The organism is Roseixanthobacter psychrophilus (assembly GCF_043195195.1).
Lineage (GTDB): Bacteria > Pseudomonadota > Alphaproteobacteria > Rhizobiales > Xanthobacteraceae > NCEH01.
The window spans coordinates 46,467-70,714 of sequence record NZ_JBAFWT010000007.1; the positions used below are offsets into that span (position 1 = coordinate 46,467).

Annotated in this window: 21 protein-coding genes; 12 read left to right on the plus strand and 9 right to left on the minus strand. The window is 65.7% G+C overall.

Annotated elements, in window-relative coordinates; genetic code table 11:
* Positions 1-6: 6 nt before the first annotated feature.
* The 4 genes from V5F77_RS09330 to V5F77_RS09345 form a co-directional block, all read right to left on the minus strand.
* Positions 7-507 carry a DUF934 domain-containing protein gene (locus tag V5F77_RS09330; RefSeq protein WP_429005071.1) on the minus strand — a complete coding sequence of 167 codons (501 nt, stop codon included), beginning with the start codon at positions 505-507 and terminating at the stop codon, positions 7-9.
* Positions 494-2,149 carry a nitrite/sulfite reductase gene (locus V5F77_RS09335; RefSeq protein ID WP_429005072.1) on the minus strand — a complete coding sequence of 552 codons (1,656 nt, stop codon included), beginning with the start codon at positions 2,147-2,149 and terminating at the stop codon, positions 494-496. Before V5F77_RS09335 ends, V5F77_RS09330 begins: the two co-directional genes overlap by 14 nt.
* A gap of 23 nt (positions 2,150-2,172) precedes the next feature.
* Entirely contained in the window at positions 2,173-2,487 is a 315-nt protein-coding gene (locus V5F77_RS09340; protein ID WP_429005073.1) for a DUF2849 domain-containing protein, read from the minus strand.
* 307 nt (positions 2,488-2,794) lie between these two features.
* Positions 2,795-3,136 carry an ArsR/SmtB family transcription factor gene (locus V5F77_RS09345; RefSeq protein ID WP_429005074.1) on the minus strand — a complete coding sequence of 114 codons (342 nt, stop codon included), beginning with the start codon at positions 3,134-3,136 and terminating at the stop codon, positions 2,795-2,797.
* Positions 3,137-3,266: 130 nt separating this feature from the next.
* On the opposite strand from V5F77_RS09345, the gene V5F77_RS09350 reads away from it, so the two are divergent.
* Entirely contained in the window at positions 3,267-4,265 is a 999-nt protein-coding gene (locus tag V5F77_RS09350) for a quinone oxidoreductase family protein (RefSeq protein WP_429005075.1), read from the plus strand.
* Between the two features lie 49 nt (positions 4,266-4,314).
* Positions 4,315-5,406 (plus strand): NADH:flavin oxidoreductase/NADH oxidase, encoded by a 1,092-nt coding sequence (locus V5F77_RS09355; RefSeq protein WP_429005076.1) that lies wholly within the window; start codon positions 4,315-4,317, stop codon positions 5,404-5,406.
* A gap of 61 nt (positions 5,407-5,467) precedes the next feature.
* Here V5F77_RS09355 and V5F77_RS09360 read toward each other — a convergent pair whose 3' ends face one another.
* Positions 5,468-6,400 carry an NAD(P)H-dependent flavin oxidoreductase gene (locus V5F77_RS09360; protein ID WP_429005077.1) on the minus strand — a complete coding sequence of 311 codons (933 nt, stop codon included), beginning with the start codon at positions 6,398-6,400 and terminating at the stop codon, positions 5,468-5,470.
* 169 nt (positions 6,401-6,569) lie between these two features.
* On the opposite strand from V5F77_RS09360, the gene V5F77_RS09365 reads away from it, so the two are divergent.
* Entirely contained in the window at positions 6,570-7,361 is a 792-nt protein-coding gene (locus V5F77_RS09365) for an enoyl-CoA hydratase/isomerase family protein (RefSeq protein WP_429005078.1), read from the plus strand.
* Between the two features lie 92 nt (positions 7,362-7,453).
* Entirely contained in the window at positions 7,454-7,639 is a 186-nt protein-coding gene (locus V5F77_RS09370) for a hypothetical protein (protein WP_429005079.1), read from the plus strand.
* Between the two features lie 94 nt (positions 7,640-7,733).
* On the opposite strand, the gene V5F77_RS09375 is transcribed toward V5F77_RS09370, so the two are convergent.
* Positions 7,734-8,339: a protease inhibitor Inh/omp19 family protein gene (locus V5F77_RS09375; RefSeq protein ID WP_429005080.1), complete on the minus strand. Its 606-nt coding sequence runs from the start codon at positions 8,337-8,339 to the stop codon at positions 7,734-7,736.
* 300 nt (positions 8,340-8,639) lie between these two features.
* Between V5F77_RS09375 and V5F77_RS09380 the strand changes: the two genes are divergently transcribed.
* From V5F77_RS09380 to V5F77_RS09410, 7 genes are all read left to right on the plus strand, one after another.
* Complete coding sequence (locus V5F77_RS09380; RefSeq protein ID WP_429005081.1) at positions 8,640-9,410, plus strand: SDR family NAD(P)-dependent oxidoreductase; 771 nt, start codon at positions 8,640-8,642, stop codon at positions 9,408-9,410.
* A gap of 57 nt (positions 9,411-9,467) precedes the next feature.
* Positions 9,468-9,998, plus strand: a complete 531-nt coding sequence (locus V5F77_RS09385; RefSeq protein WP_429005082.1) for a CDP-alcohol phosphatidyltransferase family protein — start codon at positions 9,468-9,470, stop codon at positions 9,996-9,998.
* Positions 9,999-10,039: 41 nt separating this feature from the next.
* Positions 10,040-11,131: an AI-2E family transporter gene (locus V5F77_RS09390; protein ID WP_429005083.1), complete on the plus strand. Its 1,092-nt coding sequence runs from the start codon at positions 10,040-10,042 to the stop codon at positions 11,129-11,131.
* A 4-nt stretch (positions 11,132-11,135) separates the two neighbouring features.
* Positions 11,136-11,918, plus strand: coding sequence for a chromosomal replication initiator DnaA (locus V5F77_RS09395; RefSeq protein ID WP_429005084.1), 783 nt, complete (start codon positions 11,136-11,138; stop codon positions 11,916-11,918).
* A gap of 49 nt (positions 11,919-11,967) precedes the next feature.
* Positions 11,968-14,163 carry an RNA degradosome polyphosphate kinase gene (locus V5F77_RS09400; RefSeq protein WP_429005085.1) on the plus strand — a complete coding sequence of 732 codons (2,196 nt, stop codon included), beginning with the start codon at positions 11,968-11,970 and terminating at the stop codon, positions 14,161-14,163.
* Positions 14,164-14,197: 34 nt separating this feature from the next.
* On the plus strand, positions 14,198-15,685 hold the full coding sequence (ppx, locus tag V5F77_RS09405; RefSeq protein ID WP_429005086.1) for an exopolyphosphatase: 1,488 nt from the start codon (positions 14,198-14,200) through the stop codon (positions 15,683-15,685).
* Between the two features lie 153 nt (positions 15,686-15,838).
* Entirely contained in the window at positions 15,839-16,501 is a 663-nt protein-coding gene (locus tag V5F77_RS09410) for a class I SAM-dependent methyltransferase (protein WP_429005087.1), read from the plus strand.
* A 123-nt stretch (positions 16,502-16,624) separates the two neighbouring features.
* Here V5F77_RS09410 and rnd read toward each other — a convergent pair whose 3' ends face one another.
* Entirely contained in the window at positions 16,625-17,797 is a 1,173-nt protein-coding gene (gene rnd, locus V5F77_RS09415) for a ribonuclease D (protein ID WP_429005088.1), read from the minus strand.
* A gap of 57 nt (positions 17,798-17,854) precedes the next feature.
* Positions 17,855-20,167, minus strand: coding sequence for a putative bifunctional diguanylate cyclase/phosphodiesterase (locus tag V5F77_RS09420; RefSeq protein WP_429005089.1), 2,313 nt, complete (start codon positions 20,165-20,167; stop codon positions 17,855-17,857).
* A 231-nt stretch (positions 20,168-20,398) separates the two neighbouring features.
* Here V5F77_RS09420 and aspS point away from each other — a divergent pair, with 231 nt between their 5' ends.
* Positions 20,399-22,183: an aspartate--tRNA ligase gene (gene aspS, locus V5F77_RS09425; RefSeq protein WP_429005090.1), complete on the plus strand. Its 1,785-nt coding sequence runs from the start codon at positions 20,399-20,401 to the stop codon at positions 22,181-22,183.
* Between the two features lie 60 nt (positions 22,184-22,243).
* Here the strand turns inward: aspS and V5F77_RS09430 are convergent, their stop codons facing one another.
* The gene (locus V5F77_RS09430) at positions 22,244-24,247 is read right to left on the minus strand and encodes a hypothetical protein (protein WP_429005091.1); all 2,004 of its coding nucleotides are present in this window, start codon (positions 24,245-24,247) and stop codon (positions 22,244-22,246) included.
* Position 24,248 lies beyond the last annotated feature (1 nt).

Genomic DNA, 24,248 nt, shown 5'->3' on the forward strand with positions numbered 1-24,248 from the left:
AGGTCCTCAGCGCGGCCGCGCGGCGGCAAGGCGCTCCCGCAGGGCGGTGGGACGTCCATCGGCTGTGGGCTGGTAGAATACGGAATAGGTCTTAAGGGCAGCCTCCAGGGCATCGGCATCGGACGCCTTGGAGATCTCGAACGCGTTGAAGCCGCAGCGCACCATCAGCAGCAACTGATCGCGCAGCACATTGCCGGCGGCGCGCAACTCGCCGGTGAAGCCGAGCCGCTCGCGCAGCAGCCGCGCCTGGGTATAGGCGCGCCCGTCGCGGAACTTCGGAAAAGTCAGCACGATCAGCGCGATCTGGTGCAGGTGCGGTTCCAGCGTGCGCACGTCGGCATCGTTCGGCACCAGCACGCCCACCGGCATGTTGCGGCCGGCGAGCGCCTCGCGCTCGGCGAGGAAGCGGGCGAGCGGGATCAGCACCGGCCCGGACGGCAGGGCTGCATCATCCTCGATGCGCACGAACGGATCGGCAACGGCGGCGCCATTCTTAACCAGCGGCATAGGCGCGCTCCTTGAAGGGTTCGATGCCCAGGCGCTGCACCACGGAGATGAAGCTCTCCGACTTGTCGTGCCGCAAATGCAGATAGGTATCGACGATGCGCTCCACCACATCGACCACCTCGGTCTCGGAGACCGCAGGGCCGAGCAACTCGCCCAGCCGCGCCTTGTGGTTGGCCTTGCCGCCCAAGGTGATCTGGTAGAATTCCTGATCCTTCTTCTCGACCCCGAGAATGCCGATGTGGCCCACATGATGGTGGCCGCAGGCATTGATGCAGCCGGAGATGTTGATGTGCATGCGCCCCACGTCGGCGATGCGGTCATTGTCGGCGAAGCGCTCGGTGATGCGCTGGGCGAGCGGGATCGAGCGGGTGTTGGCGAGCGAGCAATAATCAAGGCCCGGGCAGGCGATGATGTCGGTCACCAGGCCGACATTCGGGGTTGCGAGCCCATGGGCGGAAAGCTGCTGCCACACCGCGTAGAGATCCTTCTGGCGCACATGGGGCAAGGTCAGGTTCTGCTCGTGGGCGACGCGGATTTCGCCATAGCCGTAGCGTTCGGAGAGATCGGCGATGGCGTCCATCTGCTCGGCGGTGGCATCGCCCGGCGGCTTGCCCACGGGCTTCAGCGAGATGGTGACGATGGCGTGGCCCGGCACCTTGTGCGGGTTCACCGAATTGGCATGCCAGCGGGCGAATTCGCGGTCCTTGGAGAGGGCCTCGGTCAGCTCCAGAGGCCGTTCGCCCAAAGTCTCGAAATCGGGGGTCTGGAAGTGGGCGCGGATGGTGTCGAGGGCGGCATCGTCCAGCGCCAGGGCGCCGTCCTTGATCTGCGCCCATTCTTCTTCCACCCGGCGGGTGAATTCCTCGGTGCCGACCTCGTGCACCTGGATCTTGATGCGCGCCTTGTAGATGTTGTCGCGCCGTCCGCCGGAATTATAGGTGCGCAGGATCGCCTCCAGATAGGAGAGCAGATCGCGCTTGGGCAGAAAGTCGCGGATGGTTTTGCCGATGAAGGGCGTGCGGCCGAGCCCGCCGCCGACGATCACCTCGAAGCCGGTTTCGCCATCCTTCTTATGCAGGCGCAGGCCGATGTCGTGCACGCGGATGGCGGCGCGATCGTGCTTGGCCGCCGTGATGGCGATCTTGAACTTGCGCGGCAGATAGGTGAACTCGGGGTGCAGCGTCGACCATTGGCGGATGATTTCCGCATAGAGGCGCGGGTCCTCGATCTCCTCCGGGGTGGCGCCGGCCCATTGGTCGGTGGTGGTGTTGCGGATGCAATTGCCGGAGGTCTGAAGCCCGTGCATGCCGGCCTTGGCGAGATCGTCCATGGCGTCTGGCAGTTCATCGAGCTTGATCCAGTTGAACTGGATGTTCTGCCGGGTGGTGAAGTGCCCGTAGCCCCGGTCATAGCGGCGCGCCACGTGGGCGAGCGCGCGCATCTGCGGGGCGCTGAGCGTGCCGTAGGGAATGGCGATCCGCAGCATATAAGCGTGCAATTGCAGATAGACGCCGTTCATCAGCCGCAGCGGCTTGAACTCTTCCTCGTTCAATTCGCCGCTGAGGCGGCGCTCGACCTGGTCGCGGAACTCGCGGACCCGTTCCTGGAGGAAAGTGCGGTCGAACTCGTCATAGACATACATTGGTGCGATCCGGTGCCGAGCGCTCAGGCGGCGCTGTCCAGGGGGATGGTGGGGCCGTAGACGCGGATGCGCTCGCGCAGGTTCGCCGGCGCCGCCGTCCCGTCCGGGCCGAGGGTGGCCGAGGCGGCATAGGCGCCGACCGCGCGGTTTTCATCGCCATTGGCTGCCGTGAGAAGCACCAGCGCCTGCTCGGAGGTGGTGGCCACCGCCGCGTCGGCGATGGCCTGCGACCATTCGTGCGTCGGCGTCAGCCACACGGAAACCCCATCCGACAGGCGGTTGGCAGTGATGACCGTGGGTCCGAGTATCTTCAGCTTCTGCTGCAGCGGGGAGGTCATGGTCCTGTCCGGTTGTCGCGGGTCGTCGCGCCGCGACAACCCCATAAATTACAAATTTTTACGTTAAATTACTTTAACGCTCAATCTTGTTGTAAAATATCCGAACTCCCAAAGCAATCAACAATTCTCACATCGCCTGCATGTGAGAATTGTTGATTTACTTTGTAGACATTTAAAATGGTGTGCGCACGGCCTTGGCGCGGTGCTTATCGGGCAAAGCCGCGGCTGGAGCGCGGCAGTCATCCCGGCGCGCCCGAAGGTGTTTTAGGTCAGCAAACACTTGGACCGGCACGGCAGTGCCGATGCCTCAGGCGGCGTCGGTTTCCGGCGTCTCGCGTGCGGCTTCGCGCAGGACGAGGTCAAGCAATCCGGGAAAGCGCTGGTCCAGTTCGGCGCGGCGCAACGTGCTGAAGCGGCCGTTGCCGCGATCCACCTGGAAGATCAGTCCCGCTTCCCGCAGCACGCGAAAATGATGGGTGCGGGTGGCCTTGGCGACCGGCAGGCGAAACGTGGTGCAGGCCTTCGGCGCTTCCTCGGGCTCGCGCGCCAGCGCCACCACCACTTGCCGCCGCAGGGGGTCCGCCAGGGCTGAAAAGATTTTGCCCAGGTCCATTTCCTCGGGGGTGGGGTGGCCTTCTGCGTCCGGCACAGTGTCTCCTTCGTCGGGTCGTCGGGTGCGGCTCCCGAAACCAAGGTACGACTTGCATCGTACCTGAACTTGGCTAAGGTACGGCGCGAAGCGTACCTCATAAGGGGCGCGGAGACAAAGGGTGCGGAAAATGGCGCAAGCGCGCGAGGTCAGGATCGAGGCTTTCGGGCCGGCGAGCGTAATGACGGTGCAGACCCGCGATCTGCCGCCGCCGGGGCCGACCCAAGTCCAGGTGCGCCAGAGTGCCATCGGCTTCAATTATATCGACGTCTATCAGCGCTCCGGTGTCTATCAGATGCCGCTTCCGTCCGGCCTCGGCCATGAGGCGGCGGGCGTGGTGGCGGCGGTTGGCAGCGACGTGCGCGACCTGAAGGTCGGCGATCATGTGGCCTATATGAATGCCGGCTCCAGCGCTTCCGATAGCCTGGGCGCCTATGCGGACCTGCGCAATGTGGCCGCCGAGCGGCTGGTGAAGATCCCCGCCGGGATCAGCGATGAGGAGGCGGCGGCGCTGATCTTCAAGGGGCTCACCGCGCAATATCTGGTCAAGAAGACCTATGCGGTGCAGCCCGGCGACATGGTGTTGATCCATGCCGCGGCGGGCGGTGTCGGGCAGATCCTCGCAAGCTGGACCAAGGCGCTCGGCGCGTTCGTGGTCGGCACAGCCGGTTCGCCGGAGAAGGTCGCGATCGCGCTGGCCGCCGGCTGCGACGTGGCGGTGGATTATTCCAAGCCCGACTGGGTGGAGAAGGTGCTGGAGGCGACCGGCGGCCGCAAGGCGCGGGTGGTCTATGATTCGGTCGGCAAGGACACGCTGCTGAAGTCGATGGACCTCGCCGCGCCGTTCGGCCTTGTGGTGTCCTATGGCGCCGCCTCGGGCAAGGCGCCGGCCATCGAGCCGGAATTGCTGGGCAAGAAGGGCAACCTCTTTCTGACCCGCCCCTCGATCTTCCCCCACAATGCGGACTCGGGCGCTTTGCGCGCCAATGCGGCCGATCTGTTCGACGCCATCGCCACCGGCAAGGTGAAAGCGGCGATCGGCGCCCGCTTTCCGCTCGCCGACGTGGTGAAGGCCCATGAGGCCGCCGAGGCTCGCGCCACTCAGGGCGCGATCCTGCTCATTCCCTGATCCCCGGCGCCGTGCCGCCGGCGCGGCCCCTTTCCACCTGGAACGTCCCATGAGCCAGCTTTTCACGCCCATAACCCTCGGCAGCCTGACGCTTGAGAATCGCATCGTCATCGCCCCCATGTGCCAATATTCGGCCAAGGACGGCGCGGCCTCCGACTGGCATCTGATTCATCTCGGCAACCTCGCCCTCTCCGGCGCGGGCCTGCTGATCCTCGAAGCCACCGCCGTAGAACCGGACGGCCGCATCTCTCCGGACGATCTCGGCCTGTGGTCGGACGAGACCGAAGCGGCGCTCGCCGACGTGGTCACCCGCGTGCGGGCGCGCTCGCCCATGCCGCTCGGCATTCAGCTCGGCCATGCCGGCCGCAAGGCTTCGGTCCATGTGCCGTGGGCCGGCGGCGGCGCCGTGCTTCCCGCGGCTGGCGGCTGGGTGCCCCATGGCCCCTCCGCCGTGCCCTTCAACCCCGCCGATGGCGCGCCGATCGCGCTCGACGCCGCCGGCCTCGCGCGGGTGAAGGCGGCGTTCGTCGCGGCCGCGCAGCGTGCCGATCGGATCGGCTTCGACCTGATCGAACTGCACGGTGCCCACGGCTATCTGCTGCACCAATTCCTCTCGCCGCTGTCCAATCAGCGGACCGATTCCTACGGCGGGAGCCTGGAAAACCGCATGCGCTTCCCGCTGGAGGTGTTCGAGGCGGTGCGGGCGGTCTGGCCGAAGGAAAAGCCCATCAGCGTGCGCGTCTCGGCCACCGACTGGGTCGAGGGTGGCTGGGATCTCGCAGGCACCATCGCCTTCGCGAAGGAACTGAAGGCGCGCGGCTGCGCGCTGATCCACGTGTCCTCGGGCGGCCTTTCGCCGAAACAGTCGATCCCGGTCAAGCCGGGCTACCAGGTGGACTTCGCCGATGCAGTGCGCAAGGCGACCGGGCTTCAGACCATCGCGGTGGGGCTGATCACCGAACCGCAGCAGGCGGAAGACATCGTCGCCTCGGGGCAGGCGGACATGATCGGCCTCGCGCGCGGCATTCTCTATGATCCGCGCTGGCCCTGGCATGCCGCGGCCGCCCTTGGCGGCCAAGTGTGGGCCGCCAACCAGTTCCTACGCTGCCAGCCCTCGGGACTGCGGGCTCTGTTCCGCTGAGGCGGGCCTGAGAGGGAAACGTGTTTGGCGGCGTCGGTCGGTGACCGCGCCGCCGAAGCCTTCAGAGCAGCCGGGCGGCGCTGTCCCGCGCGGCTTGATATTCGCTGATCAGTCGGCGGCACAGTTCCGCCGCCGGCGGCGCATCCAGCACCGAGCCGACGCCCTGGCCGGCGGACCAGATGTTCTTCCAGGCGCGGGCCTCGTGTTCCAGATCCAGCTTCTGGCCGGTCGGCAGATTGTCCGGGTCGAGCCCGGCGGCGGCGATGCTCGGGCGCAGGAAATTGGCATTGATGCCGGAAATGGCGGAGGTATAGACCACGTCCGCCGCGCTCGTCTGCGCGATCATCTCCTTATAGCCTTCAGCCGCCGCGCTCTCGCGGGTGGCGATGAAACGGGTGCCGAGATAGGCAAGGTCCGCGCCCATGATGCGGGCCGCCGCCACATGGGCACCGGTGGACATGGCACCCGACAGGATGATGGTGCCGTCGAACACCGCCCGGATCTCGGGGATCAGGGCGAACGGGCTGAGGGCGCCGGCGTGTCCGCCGGCCCCGGCGCAGACCGCGATGATGCCGTCCACCCCCGCTTCGGCCGCCTTTTCCGCATGGCGGCGGCTGATGACGTCGTGGAAGACCAGGCCGCCATAGGAATGCACCGCCGCCACCACTTCCGGCACCGCCCCAAGCGAGGTGATGACCAGCGGCACCTTCTTGCGCACGGTCATCGCAACATCGTCCTGGAGGCGGGTGTTGGTGCGGTGGACAATCAGATTGACGCCGAACGGGGCTGCCTCCTCCGCGTCGGCGAGCCGGGCCGCAATCTCGTCCACCCAATCGCCATAGGCCTGTGTGGAGCGCTGGTTCAGCGCCGGAAAAGTGCCGAGCAGGCCTGACCGGCAGGTTTCCACCACCAGATCGGGGTTGGAGACGAGGAACATGGGCGCGGCTATGATCGGCGCCTTGAGGCGGCCTTCGAGGGCGGCGGGCAGGGGCATGGAGGTTCCTTCCGGGTGGGCCTTTCCGCATTCGCGGTCTTTTCAGGCCGCAGTGTGTGTCACCCTTTCCAATGGGGCAAGGGCTTGACCTATGCGTTGACCTCGACCGGGCCTCGGTGCAGCCTTCGTTTCAAGCCGCATCCGAAGCGGCGGATGCGGGAGAGCTGAAATGTCCGAAAGCCAATCCATCCTTCTGAGCGTAACCGACGGCATCGCGCGCCTGCGCTTCAACCGGCCGCAGGTGCTGAACGCCCTGAACGAGGAGATGATCGTCGCCTTCCGCGATGCCGCCCGGACGATCGCGGCCGATGATACGGTGCGCGCGGTGGTGCTCTCCGGCGAGGGGCGGGCGTTTTTGGCGGGCGGCGATGTCGGGCGCTTCCATGCGGCTGGCGTGACGGCGCCCGACGTGGTGTCGGATCTGATCGTACCGTTCCATGAGGCGATCACGCTGCTCAACGGGCTCGCTCCGCCGGTCATCGCCTCGGTGAAGGGGGCGGTGGCGGGTGGTGGCCTCAGCGTTGCCATGGCGGCTGATCTGGTGATCGCCGCCGACGATACCCGGTTCACCATGGCCTACAGCCGCATCGGCACCAGCACCGACGGCTCCGCGAGCTGGAGCCTGCCGCGCGTGGTGGGGCTGCGCAAGGCGCTGGAACTGGCGCTGCTCTCCGATGTGATCGATGCCCCGGAGGCGCTGCGAATCGGCCTGATCAACAAGGTCGTGCCGCTGGCCGAATTGGAGTCGCAGACCGATGCGCTGGCGGCGCGGCTGGCGGCGGGGCCGACCTTGGCCCTCGGGCGGATCAAGGCGCTGATGCGCGGTGCGTTCGACAACACCCTTGCCGCGCAGCTCGACGCGGAACGTGCGGCGTTCATCGCCTGCGCCAGCACGCGGGATTTTGCCGAAGGCGCGGCGGCGTTCGTGGAGAAGCGGCCCGCAATCTTCGTCGGAAAATAGCCGGCGCCCATATATACATAAATTATATGTTATATTGACATGTATCCAGATCTGCGAGATTGTTAATCAACAACGCAGATGGATTATATGGAATGACGATTTCCGCGTCCCGTCCCCCCTCCGCTTCGCGCGGCGCCCCTTCCTGGCGGGACTGGGCGCTGTTCGCCATGGCTTATGGGGTTATCCTGGCGCTGCTGTTGGGCGCGCCCCTGGGTCTGCAGCGCCGCGCCGATGCGGTCGCTCCGCAGACGGCGATGCAAAGCGCCTCAACGCGCTGAGGCGCGCCGCTCGTCCGGTCCTGATTGCAGGGAGAACGCCGGGTGGTTGCGCTGGGCCTCGCCCGCGCCCAGGCGATCGCGAAAAGCGCGATTCTCAGCGGGTGAGGGCGATGGCCTGGTTGTTGTCGGAGATCACGCCCACATAGCGGTTCGCCCCGGAGGGCTGCAGGCGGGCGGTGATCTTGCCCACGTGGTTCTGCAGCACGATATCCGCGCCCATCACGTCCCAGCCCTTGGTCATGAAGATTTCGCTCGGGCACGAAATGTCCGCCTGCGCGGCAAGGCCGCTCGCGCCGCGCACGGTGGACAGGGTCACCGGGCAGGTGTGCTGCCCGTCGTCCCAGGCGAAAGTCCAGGCGCCGGCAAGCTGTTCCTGCTCGTTGCTAGCCGCATAGGCCGTGCCGCCGGGATTGACCGGCGGGGGGGTGAGTGGGACGGAACTGGCGGTCGCGGCGGCGCTCGGGGTGACGGCGGCGGCCGCCGTGGTCGCATTCGCGCCGGAAGGGCGTGCCGCAGCGGCGGTCGAGCCGGTGGTCGACGGTGCGGGCATCGGCGCGCTTTCGACGGAAGCCGTGGGCGCGGAGAGCACGCGGTTGGAGTCCACGGCGCTGGTCTTGGTTCCGAAACCATCCAACTCGGTGCTGCATCCCCCAAGGAGCAGCGCTGAGGCGAAGACCGCAGAAGCGGACATAAACTTCATCAAATCTCTCTCCGGACCTTACCGCAACTTAGCGACACCCGTTTCTCACCGCCATCGCCCAGCTTGCGCAAAAAGCGTTAACGCCGGCTCAAAAAGTGGCCGCATCTGGCTCCCCCGGAGGCGGAGACCGTAAGCCGGAACAATTTATCGAGAACATGGCGAGAGGATGACCCAAGGGGCGCCGCGACAACATGCCGTCGCCGGATGCATGGCTGGCGCGTACCTCCATGCCACCCCAACGCTTGATTAAACGCGGCGCGTTCTTTCTCTATGGTCAGCCAAATCGCGCCGGAGTGATCCATGTACCAGATGCTCGACCCCAAGACGTTGACCGTCCTCATCACCGGCGGGACGTCGGGCATCGGTGCCGCCACCGCCCGCCGGTTCCTCGCGGCCGGCAGCAAGGTCATCGTCACCGGCCGCCGCGCCGACCGCCTCGCCGCGCTCGCGGCCGAATTCGGCGACGCCATCCACACCCTGGAGCTGGATGTGCGCGACTGGGAGGCCACTCAGGCCGCCTTCGCCTCCCTGCCGGAACCGTTCGCCAGCTATAATGTCGTGTGCGCCAATGCCGGGCTCGCCATGGGGCTGGAGCCCGCGCAGACGGCACACATGGCGGACTGGGACGAGATGGTGGCGACCAACATCAACGGCGTGCTCTACACCGTGCGCGCAGGGCTGCCGGGGATGGTGGCGCGCGGGGAGGGGCATGTGGTGTTCACCGGCTCGGTCGCCGGCGACTATCCCTATCCGGGCGGCAACACCTATGGTGCCACCAAGGCGTTCGTGAAGCAGTTCGCGCTGAATTGCTGGGCGGATCTGGTGGGAACCGGGGTGCGCGTCACCAATGTGGAGCCTGGCCTGACCGAGACTGAATTCTCCCTGGTCCGCTTCAAGGGCGACGAGACCCGCGCCGGCAAGCTTTATGAGAACACCCGCCACCTGACCCCCGAGGACATCGCCGAGCAGATCTTCTTCTGCTGCATCGTGCCGCGCAACGTCACCATCACGCGCCTCCAGGCCCTGGCCGGCGACCAGAGCTTCAGCGCGCTCTCCATCAAGCGCGGGTAAGCGGCACCTGATGCGGCACCTGGAGAAGAGGCACGGGACAGGAAGGCTGGTGGCGCCATGAGCCTGCCGAACCTCATCACGTTGTGCCGTATTCTCCTGGTGCCGGTGCTGGTGTGGGCGATTGCCTCGGGCGAGGTGAAGCTGGCGTTCTGGCTGTTCGTCCTCGCCGGCGCCTCGGATGCCCTGGACGGGTTCCTGGCCAAGCGGTTCGGCATGCAGACCGAGCTTGGCGCCTATCTCGACCCGCTGGCCGACAAGGCGCTGCTGATCTCGATCTACGTCTCGCTCGCTGTCGCGGAGCTGATCCCGCGCTGGGTCGCGATCGCCGTGGTGACGCGCGACGTCATGATCATCGGCGCGATCCTGCTGTCGGTGCTGATGGACAAGCCGGTGACGATCCGTCCGCTGGTGGTCTCGAAGGTCAATACCGCGGTGCAGATCGCCTTTGCCGCGCTTGTGCTGGCAAGCGCCGGGCTGGCCATCGACGTCGGCAGCGCGTTCCAGGTCGGGCTGGTGGCGGTGGGGCTCTTGACGGCGCTTTCGGCGGCTGCGTATCTCGCGGAATGGATGCGCCATATGGCGCGCTGACCGCCCCGGGGCGGCGCACCGGAGCGGATCCGGGAGGAGCTATGGCCATTCAGCTTCAGCTTCGCTTCTGGATCGGCGCGCTCGTCGCTGTGATCGTCGGGCTTTGGCTGCTGCGTGGCATTTTGCTTCCGTTCGTCGCGGGCATGGCGCTGGCCTATTTCCTCAACCCCGTGGTCGAGCGGGTGGCGCGCGTCGGCCTCGGCCGGACGCCGGCGAGCCTGGCGCTCGTGAGCATCCTTGTCCTGGTGGTGGTTCTGCTGCTGCTGGTGGTGCTGCCGCTGCTCTCCAGCCAATTGTTCGAGTTCATCACCAATCTGCCGTCCTATGTGACGCGCCTGCAGAATCTGGTCACTCAGGAAAACCGGGAATGGCTGAACCGGTTCTTCGGCGATCGCCTTCCCGACGTTCAACGCTCGCTGTCGGACCTGATGTCCCAGGGGGTGAGCTATCTGCTCGGCTTGCTCACGTCGCTCTGGTCGGGCGGGCAGGCCCTGCTCTCGGTGTTCGCGCTGGTGGTGGTGACCCCGGTGGTGGTGTTCTACGTGCTGTGCGACTGGGACCACATGCTGATGACGGTGGACAGCTGGATCCCGGTTCACCAGCGCCCGCTGATCCGCCGGCTTGGCCGCGAGATGGACATGGCGGTGGCCGGCTTCGTGCGCGGTCAGGCGCTGGTGTGCCTCATCCTCGGCACTTTCTATGCCGTGGCGCTGACCATGGCCGGGCTGAACTTCGGCCTGCTGATCGGCATCGTCTCCGGCTTCATCACCTTCATTCCCTATGTGGGCTCGCTCACCGGGCTGATCCTCGCCATGGGGGTCGCGATCGTGCAGTTTTTCCCCGACTGGACCATGATCGGCATCATCCTCGGCATCTTCCTCGTCGGACAGACGGTGGAAGGCTACATCCTCTCCCCCAAGCTGGTCGGCGACAGCATCGGCGTGCATCCGGTCTGGCTGATGTTCGCCCTGTTTGCCTTCGGTTATCTCTTCGGCTTCGTCGGCCTGCTGCTTGCGGTGCCGCTGACGGCGGCGTCCGGCGTTCTGGTGCGCTTCGCCTTCAGCCAATATTTCCACAGCCCGCTCTATACCGGCGATGAAGACGCCGATTCCCCGCCGCGCGAGACGGTGTGAGCCCATGGCCGGGCGCGACCCCACGATCCGACAGCTTCCGCTCGATCTGCCCACCCAGCCGGCCCTGCTGCGGGAGGATTTTCTTGCCGCGCCGGGAAATGCCGCCGCGCTCGCGCTGGTGGACACCTTTCCCGACTGGCCCGCGCGCGTCGTCTGCCTGGTCGGCCCGGCCGGCGCCGGCAAGAGCCATCTCGGCGCCATCTTCGCGCGCACCGCCGATGCCCTGACCCTCCCGGCGCGCGATCTTACCCGCGCCGGGGTGCCGCAGGCGCTGGCTCACGGTGCCCTGCTGCTGGAAGATCTGGTGGCCGGAGCGTTCGACGAGGCGGCGCTGTTTCACCTGCTGAACCTCGCCCGCGAGCAGAATGCGTTCGTGCTGATGACCGCGCGCACTCCGCCCTCGGGCTTTGCGCTCGCCACCGCGGACTTGGTCTCGCGCCTGCGGGCGGTGCCGAGCGTCGAAATCGCGCCTGCGGACGATGCCTTGCTCGGTGCGGTCCTGGTCAAGCTGTTCGGTGACCGTCAAATCCCCGTCGACGATGCGACGGTGCAATATCTGCTCCTGCGCATGGAACGCACGGTGGAGGGCGCGCAGGCGCTGGTGGCGGCGATCGACCGCACCGCGCTGGCGGCGCGCCGTCCGGTGACGCGGGCCCTCGCGGCGCAGGTGCTGCGCGAAGAAAAGAACCTGTGCGGGGAGGGGCAGGGCGCCCTCGATGACGAGCCGTCTAACGATGAGGGCGATGTTCCGAAGGACGGCCAGGACACGTCAAGTCAACCGTCATAGAGTGGTCATGCAAGACGGCCATGTTCCGCCGGAAAATGGGGGTCTATCGATGAACGCGAATGACACCGTCGCCTTGGCCTTGGTCGAGGACTATGCTCCGGAGACCAGTGTGGATACCGTTCTCGATCTAGCGGCCGCGCCGCAGCGCTTCATCAACCGCGAAATCTCCTGGTTGCATTTCAACCGGCGCGTGCTCGAAGAAGCCTCAAACAAGAATCATCCGCTGCTGGAGCAGCTGCGCTTCCTCTCCATCTCGGCCAACAATCTCGACGAATTCTTCATGGTGCGCGTCGCCGGCCTCAAGGAGCAGATCCGCGAGGGCGTCACCACTCTGAGCCCTGACGGACTCTCCCCTTCCGAGCAGCTTGCGACCATCATGGACGGCGCCGGCAATCTGATCTTCGATCAGCAGGCGCGCTGGCGCGAGCTGCGTGTGGAACTGGCCGGCGTCGGCGTCACGCTGGTGGACGGCGCGGACGTGACCGCGGCCGACATCGAGCGCCTGGAAGCCCATTTCCTGCACCATGTGTTTCCGGTGCTCACCCCGCTCGCCATCGACCCCGCCCATCCCTTCCCCTTCATTCCCAACCTCGGCTTTTCCCTGGCCCTGCAGTTGGTGCGGCAGAGCGACGGGCGCGGCATGAATGCGCTGATCCGCATCCCCGCGAAGGTGGAGCGCTTCATCCGCCTCGCCGATAGCGAACGGCAGGGCCAGCGCTTCATCACCCTTGAGCAGATGATCGGCCTGTTCATCGCCCGCCTGTTCCCGGGCTATGCGGTGAAGGGCCAGGGCGTGTTCCGCGTGATCCGCGACAGCGACCTCGACATCGAGGAAGAGGCCGAGGATCTGGTGCGCCTGTTCGAAAGCGCACTGAAGCAGCGCCGTTACGGCTCGGTGATCCGCATGGAAGCGGACTCGGCCATGCCCGACGAATTGCGCAATTTCGTCGCCCGCGAGCTGAACGTGAAGGACGAGGAGATCTTCGTCGTCACCGGGGTGCTGGCGCTGAACGAATTCTCCCAGCTGGTCTCGGTGGATCGGCCGGACCTGAAGTTTCCGCCCTACAATGCGCGATTTCCCGAGCGCATCCGCGACCATGGCGGAGATTGCTTTCTGGCCATTCGCGAGAAGGACATTCTGGTTCACCACCCTTATGAATCCTTTGACGTGGTGGTTCAGTTCCTTCGCCAGGCCGCCCGCGACCCCAACGTCGTCGCCATCAAGCAGACCCTCTACCGCACCTCCTCCGACAGCCCGATCGTGAAGGCGCTGGCGGAAGCCGCCGAGGCCGGCAAGTCCGTGACCGCTTTGGTGGAACTGAAGGCCCGCTTCGACGAGGAAGCCAATATCCGCTGGGCGCGCGACCTGGAGCGTGCCGGCGTGCAGGTGGTGTTCGGCTTCATCGACCTGAAGACCCACGGCAAATTGTCCATGGTGGTGCGCCGCGAAGGCGGTGCGCTCGCCACCTATTGCCATGTGGGCACCGGCAATTATCACCCCATTACCGCGCGCATCTACACCGACCTGTCGTTCTTCACCGCCGACCCGGTGATCGCGCAGGACGTGGCGCGCATCTTCAATTTCATCACCGGCTATGCGACGCCGGGCGAGTTGGACGTGATGGCGGTTTCCCCCACCACGCTGAAGCCGCGCATTCTCCAGAACATCGCCGAGGAGATCGAGCACGCCCGTGCCGGCCGCCCGGCGGCGATCTGGCTGAAGTGCAACTCGCTGGTGGATCCCGAGATCATCGACGCGCTTTATGCCGCCAGCGCGGCCGGCGTAAGGGTGGATTGCGTGATCCGCGGCATCTGCTGCCTGCGCCCCGGCATTCCCGGCCTGTCCGAGAACATCCAGGTGAAATCCATCGTCGGCCGGTTCCTGGAGCACAGCCGCATCTATTGCTTCGGAAACGGCCATGCGCTGCCCCACCCGGCTGCGCTGGTCTACATCTCCTCGGCCGACCTGATGACCCGCAATCTCGACCGCCGCGTCGAGACGCTCTGCCCGATCATGAACCCCACCGTGCATGAGCAGGTGCTGGATCAGATCATGGTGGCCAATCTTATCGACAACGAACAGAGCTGGCGGGTGTTGCCCGATGGCTCTTCCGAACGCATAGTCCCGGCGCCGGGCGAAGAATCGTTCAACGCTCATCGTTATTTCATGACCAATCCGAGCTTGTCCGGACGTGGAAAGTCTCTCAAAGATTCTTCGCCGCGCAGCCTCTACGTCCGCCGCTAAGGGCGGCGGGCCCGCGCCGCATACGTCCGACCACATGGCGGTGACGGCACCTGTTGCCGTCATCGACATCGGGTCGAACTCCGTGCGGCTCGTGGTGTATGAGGCGCTGAACCGCGCGCCGACGCCCATTTTCAACGAGAAGGCGCTCTGCGGTCTCGGCCGCGAAGTGCTGTCCACCGGGCGCCTCGCGCAGGACGCGGTGGACCGGGCCTTCTCGGCGCTGAGGCGCTTCCGCGCCCTGTGCGACGCCATGGGGGTGGGCGTGGTCTATGCCCTCGCCACGGCGGCCGCGCGCGATGCGGAGAACGGCCCCACCTTCATCGCCGAATGCGAATCGATCTGCCGCACGCAGGTGGAGATTCTCTCCGGCCGCCGCGAGGCGGAACTCGCCGCCTTCGGCATCGTCTCCGGTGTCCATTCGCCGGACGGGGTGGTGGGCGACCTCGGCGGCGGATCGCTGGAACTGGTGGACGTGAAGCGCCTCAAGGTCGGTGCCGGTATCACCTTGCCGCTCGGCGTGCTGGCGCTGCAGGACCGCTCCGGCAAGTCGCTGCGCAAGTCGGAAAAGATCATCCGCGACGCGGTGCGTGAGGCGCCCGTGCTCACCGGCCTCGCCGGACGGACCTTCTATGCGGTAGGCGGCACCTGGCGCGCGCTCGCGCGGCTGCACATGTTCCAGAAGGGCTATCCGCTGCACGTCATGCACGGCTACGTGATGTCGGCGAAGGAAGCGCTGGATTTCACCCGCATCGTCCATCGCGCCGACGCCGAGGCGCTGTCCCACATCGACGCCATCTCTGACGCTCGCCGCTCGTTGCTCGCCTATGGCGCGCTGGTGCTGGAGAATGTGGTGCGCGAGGGCCGCCCGTCGGAAGTGGCGATCTCCGCCCTCGGCGTGCGCGAGGGCCTGCTCTATTCCCTGCTCGATGCCGAGCAACGCAAGGAAGACCCCCTGCTCGCAGCCGCGCGCGAGCTGAACGAGCTGCGCTCGCGCTCGCCGCAGCATGGCGAGGAACTGGTGCTGTGGACGGATTCCTTCTTCGAATCCTCACGCGCCTTGGAGGAGAGCGCCGACGAGCGCCGCCTGCGGCAGGCCGCCTGCCTGCTCGCGGATATCGGCTGGCGCGCCCATCCCGATTATCGCAGCGAGCAGAGCCTGAACATCATCGCCCATGCCGCATTCGTGGGCGTGGACCATCCCGGCCGGGCCTATATCGCGCTGGCGGTTTATTTCCGCCATATCGGCCTGTCCGAGGACGAAGCCGCCCCGCGCATCCTCGAGCTGGTCTCCACCGGCATGCTGGACCGGGCGCGGATTCTCGGCGCATGCATGCGCGTCGCCTACCTTCTGTCGGCCGCCATGCCCGGCATTCTGCCCCGCACGGAGCTGGAGGTGCGCGGGGAAACCGTGGTGCTGAGCGTGCCGCAGGATCTCGCGGACCTCGTCAACGATCGCGTGCAGAGCCGCCTGCGCCAACTGAGCAAACTGATCGGCCGCGAACCCGTGGTGGTGACGATCTGAGCGATGCCCTCCCGTCAGGTGGTGCTCCGTTGCCGGCACCACTTTGCGGAGATTTTCGAATGTTGCTCGTTCATAAATCGTATAATTTGATAAAGAAACGCCCGCCGAGGTGAGGTGTTCTAGTTCAGGCTCGAACGGGTGGGATGCATACTGATGGTTGACGTGCAGGAAATTTATCGAGCGAGATTTTTGGAAACGGGTCTGAGCAAGCGCGCCGAAGTGTGGCGGATTCTCTGCGCGGAATTTTTCAATCCGTTGATCGGCGATAAGAAGGATGTTCTTGATCTGGCCTGCGGCTATGGGGAGTTCATCAACAACGTCTCGGCCAAGAGCAAGACCGCAATCGACATCAACCCCGATGCGCCCAGTCACCTCAATTCGGATGTGCGCTTCGTCATGACACCGGCGACTGACCTCGCGCCGATTCCCAGCGACAGCTTAGACGTTGCCTTTACATCCAATTTTCTTGAACATCTGCCCAACAAGGAATGCTGCGACCTCGTGCTTGGTGAGATTCTGCGCGTTCTGCGGCCGGGCGGACGCTTCATCATTATGGGTCCGAACATTCGCTATGCCTATCGCGAGTATTGGGACTATTACGACCATTATCTCCCGCTATCGCACCTCTCGCTTGAAGAGGGACTGAAGAAGACCGGCTTCAAGGTGGTTCGCAATATTCCGCGCTTCCTGCCGTACACCATGAAGTCGAGCCTGCCGACGGCAGGTTTCCTCATTTCAGCCTATCTGAAGATGCCGTTTGTCTGGCCGCTGTTCGGCAAGCAGTTTCTCGTGGTGGGCGAGAAGCCAATCCGCTGAGTGCAGGCATTGCGGCGTTTCGACCCGGGCCGTGGTTCAGCTCGATCCGCAAGCCGCCCGACCATCAGCCGGCCTCGCAGCCAAATGGACGCAAGCCGCGCGGGCGCATGCGTCCACCAGCCTTCAGACGGTCGAACTTGCGCTCGGCGCGCGTTCCACGGCCACAACGCGCCCGCGTTCCACCGCCAGCGCGAGCTTGCCGGCCTTCAGTGCCAGGGCACGCTCGCCAAACAATTCGCGGCGCCAACCGCTCATGGCGGGGACCTCCGCCTCATCGTTCACGGCAATGCGCTCCAGGTCGTCGGTGGTGGCGATCACCTTGGCGGCGACGGCGTGCTGCTCCGCGGTCATGCGCAGCAGCACCTTCAGCAGTTCCACCGTGGCAGAGGCGCCGTTGGGCAGCGGCTTGTCGCGCTCGATGCGCGGCAGGGTCTTGGGATCGCGGGCAAGGCCCTTGCGCACCGCCTCCAGCACCGCTTCCCCATAGCGCGAGCGCTCGAACCCCTTGGGTAGAGAGCGCAGCTCGGCCAGCTTCTCCGGCGTCTGCGGCTGCTGCAAGGCGATTTCGCCGATGACGTCGTCCTTTATGATGCGCCCGCGTGGCTGGTCGCGGGCCTGCGCCTCGCGCTCGCGCCACGCGGCGAGTTCGACCAGCACGGCCAGTTCGCGCGGCTTGCGCACGCGCGATTTCAGCCGCTCCCAGGCATTCTCCGGTTCCTGGCTGTAGGTGGCCGGGGATGTGAGCACCTTCATCTCCTCCCCGACCCATTCGCCACGCCCGCGCGTCTGCAGATCTTCCAGCAGTTTCAGGTAGATATCGCGCAGATGGGTGACGTCGGCGATGGCATAGACCAACTGCGCCTGGCTCAACGGCCGGCGCGACCAGTCGGTGAAGCGCGAGGACTTGTCGATGGCGTGGCCGCATACGCGCTGCACCAGCTGGTCGTAGGAGATGCTGTCCCCATAGCCGAGCACCATGGCCGCCACCTGGGTGTCAAACACCGGGTGCGGAATGATGCCGGCGAGGTGCCAGACGATCTCGATATCCTGGCGACCGGCGTGGAACACCTTCATCACCCGCTCGTTCGCCATCAAGGCGAAGAAAGGCGAGAGATCGATGCCCTCTGCAAGGGCATCGATGATGATGGCCTCGTCCGGCGTAGCCGCCTGGATGACGCATAATTTCGGCCAGAACGTCGTCTCGCGCAGAAATTCAGTATCGACGGTGACGAAATCGTGGCGGGCCAGACGCTCGCAGGCCGCTGCGAGCGCCTCGGTAGAGGTGATCGGATCCATGTGGCAAACCATAACGGAAGGCATGCGCACGGCGAAAGGGCCCCGCGCATATGAGCGTCAAACCTTTGCCTCTTTCGCCATGCGCAAGGCATCCTCCTCGCTGCTGGGACGGCCGAGAAAATAGCCCTGAACATAGGTACAGCGTTCTGCCCGCAGGATTTCCAGCTGCTCCGCCCGCTCCACCCCTTCCACGGTCGTGGACACGGAGATGGAATCGGCGAGGGCCTGCATGGCGCGGATAATGGGTAGGGAATGGGTATCCTGTCCCAGGCCGTTGACGAAAGTCCGGTCAATTTTGATTCGATCGATCGGCAGCGTGCGGAGATAGCCGAGGGAGGAATAGCCGGTTCCGAAATCGTCGATGGCGATCAGGATGCCGCGCGCGCGGAAGCTCTGCAGCATCTCGCGCACCGCCGCGCCTTCCTGCAGCAGAGTGGTCTCGGTGAGCTCGAGTTCCAACCGCTGCGGCGACAGCCCGGCGCGCTGCAACGCCGCGTTGACCTGCGCTTCCACCTCGCCGGCGCGGAACTGAATCGGCGAAAGATTGACCGAGATGGTGAGCGAGGTCGGCCATTTCGCGGCCGCGAGGCAGGCCTGTTCAAGCACCCATGCTCCCATGGGAACGATCAGGCCGGTGTCCTCGGCCGCCGGGATGAAGGTGGCGGGCGAAACAATCCCGCGGCTCGGATGGCGCCAGCGCAGCAGCGCCTCGAACCCGGACAGGGCGCCGGTCTGGGCGGCGAAGATGGGCTGGTAGCACAGGAAGAATTGCTGTTGGCGCCAGGCCTCGTCCAGATCGAGCTCCAGGGTGCGCCGGGCGATGGCCGCCCGCTCCATCTGCCGCTCGAACATGCGGGCCAGCCCGCGTCCGTCAGCCTTGGCGCGATACAAGGCGAGATCGGCATTCTTAAGCAGTTCCACCCCGAGCCGGGCATCCTGCGGCGCAAGCGCGATGCCGATGCTGCCGCCAGCGATGACCCGGTGATGGCTCAGCGTGAAAGGCTCGCGAATCGCGGCAATGAGATGTTCCGACAGCATCAGCGCCTCGGGCGTTCCGGCGCCCGGCTGGAGAATGCCGAATTCGTCGCCGCCGATGCGCGCCAGCATGTCGCCCGGCGCGAGATAATCCTCCAGCCGCCGCGCGACCGCACACAGCAATTCGTCGCCAATGGCGTGGCCGAGCGTGTCGTTGACCGACTTGAAATAGTCGAGATCGAGGAACAGCAGGGCGAATCGGCGTTCGCTGAGGTCGCCGGCCAGCAGGGTGTCGAGCTGCTCAAGGAAGCAGAGGCGGTTGGGTAGGCTGGTCAACTCGTCCTGGCGGGCGGTGCGATAGGCGTTCCGCGCGAATTCCTGCTGCGCCCGTAGCTGGCGCACCGCCATGATGACGGCAACGGTGATAGCGAGGCAAATCAGGCCGGAGGCCACCAGGATTGGCAATATCTGCGCGCGCACCGAACGCGCGACGTCCTGCGACGTGTCGCTGACCATGATGGTGAGCGGGAAATGCGCGAGACTCTGGAACGCTGCCACGCGCTCGTGCTGGTCCACGAGCCCAGGCGGGATGAGCCGATTGCGGGTGGCGGGGTGGAGGATCAAGCGGCGCATCAGCGCGCGCTGGGTCCCGGGGTCTATGGTTTCGGCAACGGTCGGGTGGCTTGCGAGGATGGTTCCATCTTCACGGTTCAGGGCGATGAAACCGCCGGGGCCGAGGTCGATGCCGCCGTAGAACTGCTCGAAATAATCCTGCCGCATGGCGGCGAGGATCAGGCCGAGGAAGTGGCCGTCCGGCCCCGAGAGGCGGTGGGCGAGATAGACGGTGGGCGTGCCGCTGCCGCGGTTCTGCACCGGCGCGCTGACGAACTGGGCTTCCGCGAGATCGGTGCTGAGGGCCTTGAAATAATCGCGATCCGCCACGTTGACGTCGGGGATCGGCCAGTAGCGTGAGAAATTCAGCAGCTTTCCGTTGGAGCCTATGATGGTCAGGGCATCGAGCTGCGGCAGGGCCGGCACCCGCTCGCCGATGATTTCGTGCATCGCGTGGGTCGAGGCGATCCGCACGAAGCTTGCCTCATCCTTCACGCCCTGGCTGATCAGGCGCTCGACCAGGCTGCGCTGGAGCTGCTCCGTCGCTTGAAAGGCGCGGTCGGTCTGCTCGGCGAGGGTGAGGGCGAGATTTTCCAGTTCCCGATGCCGGTCGCCCAGGGCGCGGTCCCGCAGATATATGGTCAGGGCAATCGTCGCGGCGAGGACGGTGACGATGAATGCGCCGCCGAGGCCGACCGCCCAGCGCGCCGCATCCCAGCCGCGCGCGCGATCCAAAGCGCCGGTGGCGTTCCCAGAATCGGACAAACGAACCGTCGCTTCCATTCATGTCTCGTCGGAGCGTAAAGCGCGCCGAGTTCGATCTTATACGGATTGTCCGCGCGCCCCAACAGGGGGCTCGTGATGATGCACAGCAGCATAGGGGCCTGAATTCGTTGCGGAAGCTGACGCGGCCTTGACAAGCAGGGACGCCCATGCACCTTCCCGCGGCCAGCATCGCCAGTCGTTTGCGGCCGCGCGCCCCGTGTTTCAAGGTTGTCCGAAAGGCCGTTCGCCATGTCGCCCGCCCCGCATCGCTACCGCACGCATACCTGCGGTGCGCTTACCGACGCCCAGGTGGGCGAAAGCGTCCGACTCTCCGGCTGGTGCCACCGCATTCGCGACCATGGCGGCGTGCTGTTCGTGGACCTGCGGGATCATTACGGCCTGACGCAGGTGGTGGTCGATCCCGATAGCCCGGCGTTCACCGCGGCGGAAAAGATTCGCGCGGAATGGGTGGTGCGGATCGACGGCAAGGTGCGCAACCGGCCGGCTGGCACCGAAAACACGGATTTGCCCACCGGCAAGGTGGAGGTCTATGCGACCGAGCTGGAAGTGCTTGGTGCAGCAGCGGAATTGCCGTTGCCCGTGTTCGGCGATCAGGACTATCCCGAGGACATTCGCCTGAAGTATCGCTTCCTCGATCTGCGCCGGGAGAAGCTTCACAATAATATCATGTTGCGCGGACGCGTGATCGACGGCCTGCGCCAGCGGATGAAGCAGGGCGGTTTCTTCGAATTCCAGACCCCAATTCTCACCGCTTCCTCGCCGGAGGGCGCGCGCGACTTTCTCGTGCCTTCGCGCATCCATCCCGGCAAGTTCTATGCGCTGCCGCAGGCGCCGCAGCAGTACAAGCAACTCATCATGATGAGCGGCTTCGACCGCTACTTCCAGATTGCGCCCTGCTTCCGCGACGAGGACCCGCGCGCCGACCGGCTGCCGGGTGAATTCTACCAGCTCGACCTGGAGATGAGCTTCATCGAGCAGGAAGACGTGTTCGCGGCGATGGAGCCGGTGATCACGAGCGTGTTCGAGGAGTTCGGCGGCGGTAAGCCCGTGACCAAGGGCTGGCCGCGCATTCCCTATGCCGAGGCCCTGCGCAAATACGGCTCCGACAAGCCGGATCTGCGCAACCCGCTGGTGATGCAGGATGTCTCCGAGCATTTCCGCGGCTCGAACTTCAAGGTGTTCGCGCGCATGCTCGAAGACCCGAAGAATCAGGTGTGGGCGATCCCCGGCCCGACCGGCGGCTCGCGCGCCTTTTGCGACCGCATGAATTCTTGGGCCCAGGGCGAAGGTCAGCCGGGCCTCGGCTATATCATGTGGCGCGAAGGCGGCGAGGGGGCGGGTCCGCTCGCCAACAATATCGGTCCGGAACGCACCGCCGCGATCCGCGAGGCGCTCGGCTTGAAGGATGGCGACGCCGCTTTCTTCGTCGCCGGCGACCCGTCGAAATTCTACAAGTTCGCCGGCCTTGCCCGCACCAAGGTGGGCGAGGAACTCAAGCTGATCGACACCGAGCGGTTCGAGCTGGCCTGGATCGTCGATTTCCCGTTCTACGAATGGTCGGACGAGGAGAAGAAGATCGACTTCTCCCACAATCCGTTCTCCATGCCGCAAGGGGGGCTCGATGCGCTGAACGGGCAGGACCCGCTGACCATCAAGGCGTTCCAGTACGATATCGCCTGCAACGGCTTTGAGATCGCCTCCGGCGGCATCCGCAACCATCGCCCCGAGGCGATGCTGAAGGCATTCGAGATCGCGGGCTATGATGAGGAGACCGTGGTGGAGCGGTTCGGCGGCATGTACCGCGCGTTCCAATATGGCGCACCGCCCCACGGCGGCATGGCCGCCGGCATCGATCGCATCGTGATGCTGCTATGCGGCGCCGCCAACCTGCGCGAAATCTCGCTGTTCCCCATGAACCAGCGCGCCGAGGACCTGCTCATGGGCTCGCCCGCCGAGGTGACGCCCAAGCAGCTCAAGGACCTGCACATCCGCCTGAACCTGCCGCAGAAATAAGCGCGGTTGGTTGCTCCGCCGAAGAGCCGGACGCCCTCCTCGCGGAGGGCGTCTTGCGTTTCAGGGACCGGCGACCGCATCCAGCGAGAGCAGGCGGGCGATATCGATCGGGTCTCCCGCGAGCACGAGGTCCATCAGTTTCACGTTGTCCCGGGGGCTCAGCGTGAGGGTGAGGGTTTTCGGCGCTTTCAGGAATTGCACCAGCGCCGCGCCGACGCGTTCGGCATTGGGAAATTCGGCGGAGAGCGCCTTCGCCTGCTCCTCCACCGCCGCCACCAGTTCGCCGCGCATCTCCTCGACCCCGACATTGGCGAGGTCCGCATATTGCTTCAGCGCCAGTTCGGCGAGGCCGTGATCGACGATCATGAGCTTTACCGGTCCGAGGCCGATCTGGTTCAGGGCGGAGAGGGCCGAGGTGGCATCCTCGAATGCGCTGCGTGGCACGTCGGTGAGGCGGGCATCCAGGGTCGTGCTGAACGCCTGCGCCACATCGGCGCTGGCCGGCCCGAGGACGATCGCCCGGGACGCCTCGTCATAGGCAAGGTCCATCTGGAAGTTCAGCGTCGCGCTGGTCATGCCGGCGGCCGCGAGGAAGCTGAACGGCGGGCTGTCCTCGTCTGAGATCGGGCCCTTGATGTCGGACGCCTTGAGCGTGAACCGCGTCGGCGCCGCGCCGATGAATTGGCCCCAGTTCAAGGCGAAGCTGCCCACGGATATGGTGCCGGCCGATCCTTCCTGCGGCACCGCGAGATCGGTGACCGCGACTCCGTCCAGGATATGGAATAGCGCGAGGATGGAGTCGGCCGAGGCACCCGCGCCCTCGGTCACGGCCTTGGCCGACAGGTCCATCATCGCCGTCAACGAGAGCCCGTTCAGCGAGGCGCTGCCGAAGGTGAGGGGCTGGGAATTGGCGCCGGTGCCGGCGAATTTGTCCACCTGCAGCGTCTGCAGCTTGCCCGAGGAATAGCCGGTCATGGCAAGCCGGCCGATGTCCACCTTGCCGGTGGCGTCCGAGACCGAGGTGTCGGTGACCGAGATGGAGGCGAAGCTCACGCTCTTCAGCACGTCCGAGGTGAGGGCGAACAGGCGCACCGATTCGTCCGGGGTCAGCGCGTGCCCGGGCGCGGACAGGGCGTTCAGCGCATCGATCCGGCTGAGGTTGAGCAGGCTCGGATCGATGGCAATGGCGTCCGCCGCGAGATTGCTGGCCATGATCGTGGCCCCACCATCCTGCGACAGCGAATAGCTGGCGGCGGCGATGCGGCCGTAGAGCGGCTGGTAGCCGGGCGCAATCGCCGCGGCGCCGGGCTGGGAAAGCGCGCGCAGCGGCGCGGTGTCGAGGGCAGTGGCCTCGATGCCCTCAAGCGTGGCAGAAAAGCCCAGCGGTGGGGTGTGCCCGGTCAGCTCGGATTTAAGTGTCATGCGTTCAAGGCGGATGCGTGCGATCCGTCCTTGGCCGATGCCCTCGGCGTGGAAGGGGCCATACTCCTCGACCGTGGTTTGCGCCTCGCTCCCCTGCGCCTGGGTGCTGGCGGGGATCGCGGCAACGCGGACGCGGGCGGTCATCTGCGGCACCGTCAGCCGCTCCGCGCTGACCTCGGCAAAATGCTGGAGCGTGGCGCGCAGGTTTTCCTGCAGTTTGCCGCCCGGCGGGAGGATCACGTCGGTGGGACCCGAATAGCGCGTGATTTCCAGCAGAGGCGCGATATAGCTCGCCTCCTCGGTGTCGGTCTTGAGGCCAGCCTCCACACCATCAAAGCGCAGCAGGTCCGCCGTGAACCGCCCCCCGGACGGAGGGGTGATTCCGCGCGCCGTCATATGGGCGATTCTCACGGTGCCCGACCCTTCGGCCGAGGTGATGGCGATGTCCGAGATCGTCAGCGTCCGGCTGGGAAGGTCGAACCCAGTTGCTGCATAGCTGGCCTGCGCTCCGGACTGGCGTAGCGCGGCGAACACCTTCTCAACTTCAGCGCGTGCCGTAGCCGCGCTCCAATAGCTGAAGCCGAAATAACCGCCAATGCCCAGAACGGCGAGCGCCACCAGCGCGAGGACGAGCTTTTTCATG

What these genes read in the sequence shown, in the direction of transcription:
- V5F77_RS09335 (WP_429005072.1), bottom strand. Translation starts at nt 2,149, where the DNA reads ATGTATGTCTATGACGAGTTCGACCGCACTTTCCTCCAGGAACGGGTC.
- V5F77_RS09385 (WP_429005082.1), top strand. Translation starts at nt 9,468, where the DNA reads ATGAGCCTGCCGAACCTCATCACGTTGTGCCGTATTCTCCTGGTGCCG.
- V5F77_RS09420 (WP_429005089.1), bottom strand. Translation starts at nt 20,167, where the DNA reads ATGGAAGCGACGGTTCGTTTGTCCGATTCTGGGAACGCCACCGGCGCT.
- V5F77_RS09400 (WP_429005085.1), top strand. Translation starts at nt 11,968, where the DNA reads ATGAACGCGAATGACACCGTCGCCTTGGCCTTGGTCGAGGACTATGCT.
- V5F77_RS09365 (WP_429005078.1), top strand. Translation starts at nt 6,570, where the DNA reads ATGTCCGAAAGCCAATCCATCCTTCTGAGCGTAACCGACGGCATCGCG.
- V5F77_RS09390 (WP_429005083.1), top strand. Translation starts at nt 10,040, where the DNA reads ATGGCCATTCAGCTTCAGCTTCGCTTCTGGATCGGCGCGCTCGTCGCT.
- aspS (WP_429005090.1), top strand. Translation starts at nt 20,399, where the DNA reads ATGTCGCCCGCCCCGCATCGCTACCGCACGCATACCTGCGGTGCGCTT.
- V5F77_RS09360 (WP_429005077.1), bottom strand. Translation starts at nt 6,400, where the DNA reads ATGCCCCTGCCCGCCGCCCTCGAAGGCCGCCTCAAGGCGCCGATCATA.
- V5F77_RS09410 (WP_429005087.1), top strand. Translation starts at nt 15,839, where the DNA reads ATGGTTGACGTGCAGGAAATTTATCGAGCGAGATTTTTGGAAACGGGT.
- ppx (WP_429005086.1), top strand. Translation starts at nt 14,198, where the DNA reads ATGGCGGTGACGGCACCTGTTGCCGTCATCGACATCGGGTCGAACTCC.
- V5F77_RS09370 (WP_429005079.1), top strand. Translation starts at nt 7,454, where the DNA reads ATGACGATTTCCGCGTCCCGTCCCCCCTCCGCTTCGCGCGGCGCCCCT.
- V5F77_RS09375 (WP_429005080.1), bottom strand. Translation starts at nt 8,339, where the DNA reads ATGAAGTTTATGTCCGCTTCTGCGGTCTTCGCCTCAGCGCTGCTCCTT.
- V5F77_RS09430 (WP_429005091.1), bottom strand. Translation starts at nt 24,247, where the DNA reads ATGAAAAAGCTCGTCCTCGCGCTGGTGGCGCTCGCCGTTCTGGGCATT.
- V5F77_RS09395 (WP_429005084.1), top strand. Translation starts at nt 11,136, where the DNA reads ATGGCCGGGCGCGACCCCACGATCCGACAGCTTCCGCTCGATCTGCCC.
- V5F77_RS09330 (WP_429005071.1), bottom strand. Translation starts at nt 507, where the DNA reads ATGCCGCTGGTTAAGAATGGCGCCGCCGTTGCCGATCCGTTCGTGCGC.
- V5F77_RS09355 (WP_429005076.1), top strand. Translation starts at nt 4,315, where the DNA reads ATGAGCCAGCTTTTCACGCCCATAACCCTCGGCAGCCTGACGCTTGAG.
- V5F77_RS09340 (WP_429005073.1), bottom strand. Translation starts at nt 2,487, where the DNA reads ATGACCTCCCCGCTGCAGCAGAAGCTGAAGATACTCGGACCCACGGTC.
- rnd (WP_429005088.1), bottom strand. Translation starts at nt 17,797, where the DNA reads ATGGATCCGATCACCTCTACCGAGGCGCTCGCAGCGGCCTGCGAGCGT.
- V5F77_RS09350 (WP_429005075.1), top strand. Translation starts at nt 3,267, where the DNA reads ATGGCGCAAGCGCGCGAGGTCAGGATCGAGGCTTTCGGGCCGGCGAGC.
- V5F77_RS09380 (WP_429005081.1), top strand. Translation starts at nt 8,640, where the DNA reads ATGTACCAGATGCTCGACCCCAAGACGTTGACCGTCCTCATCACCGGC.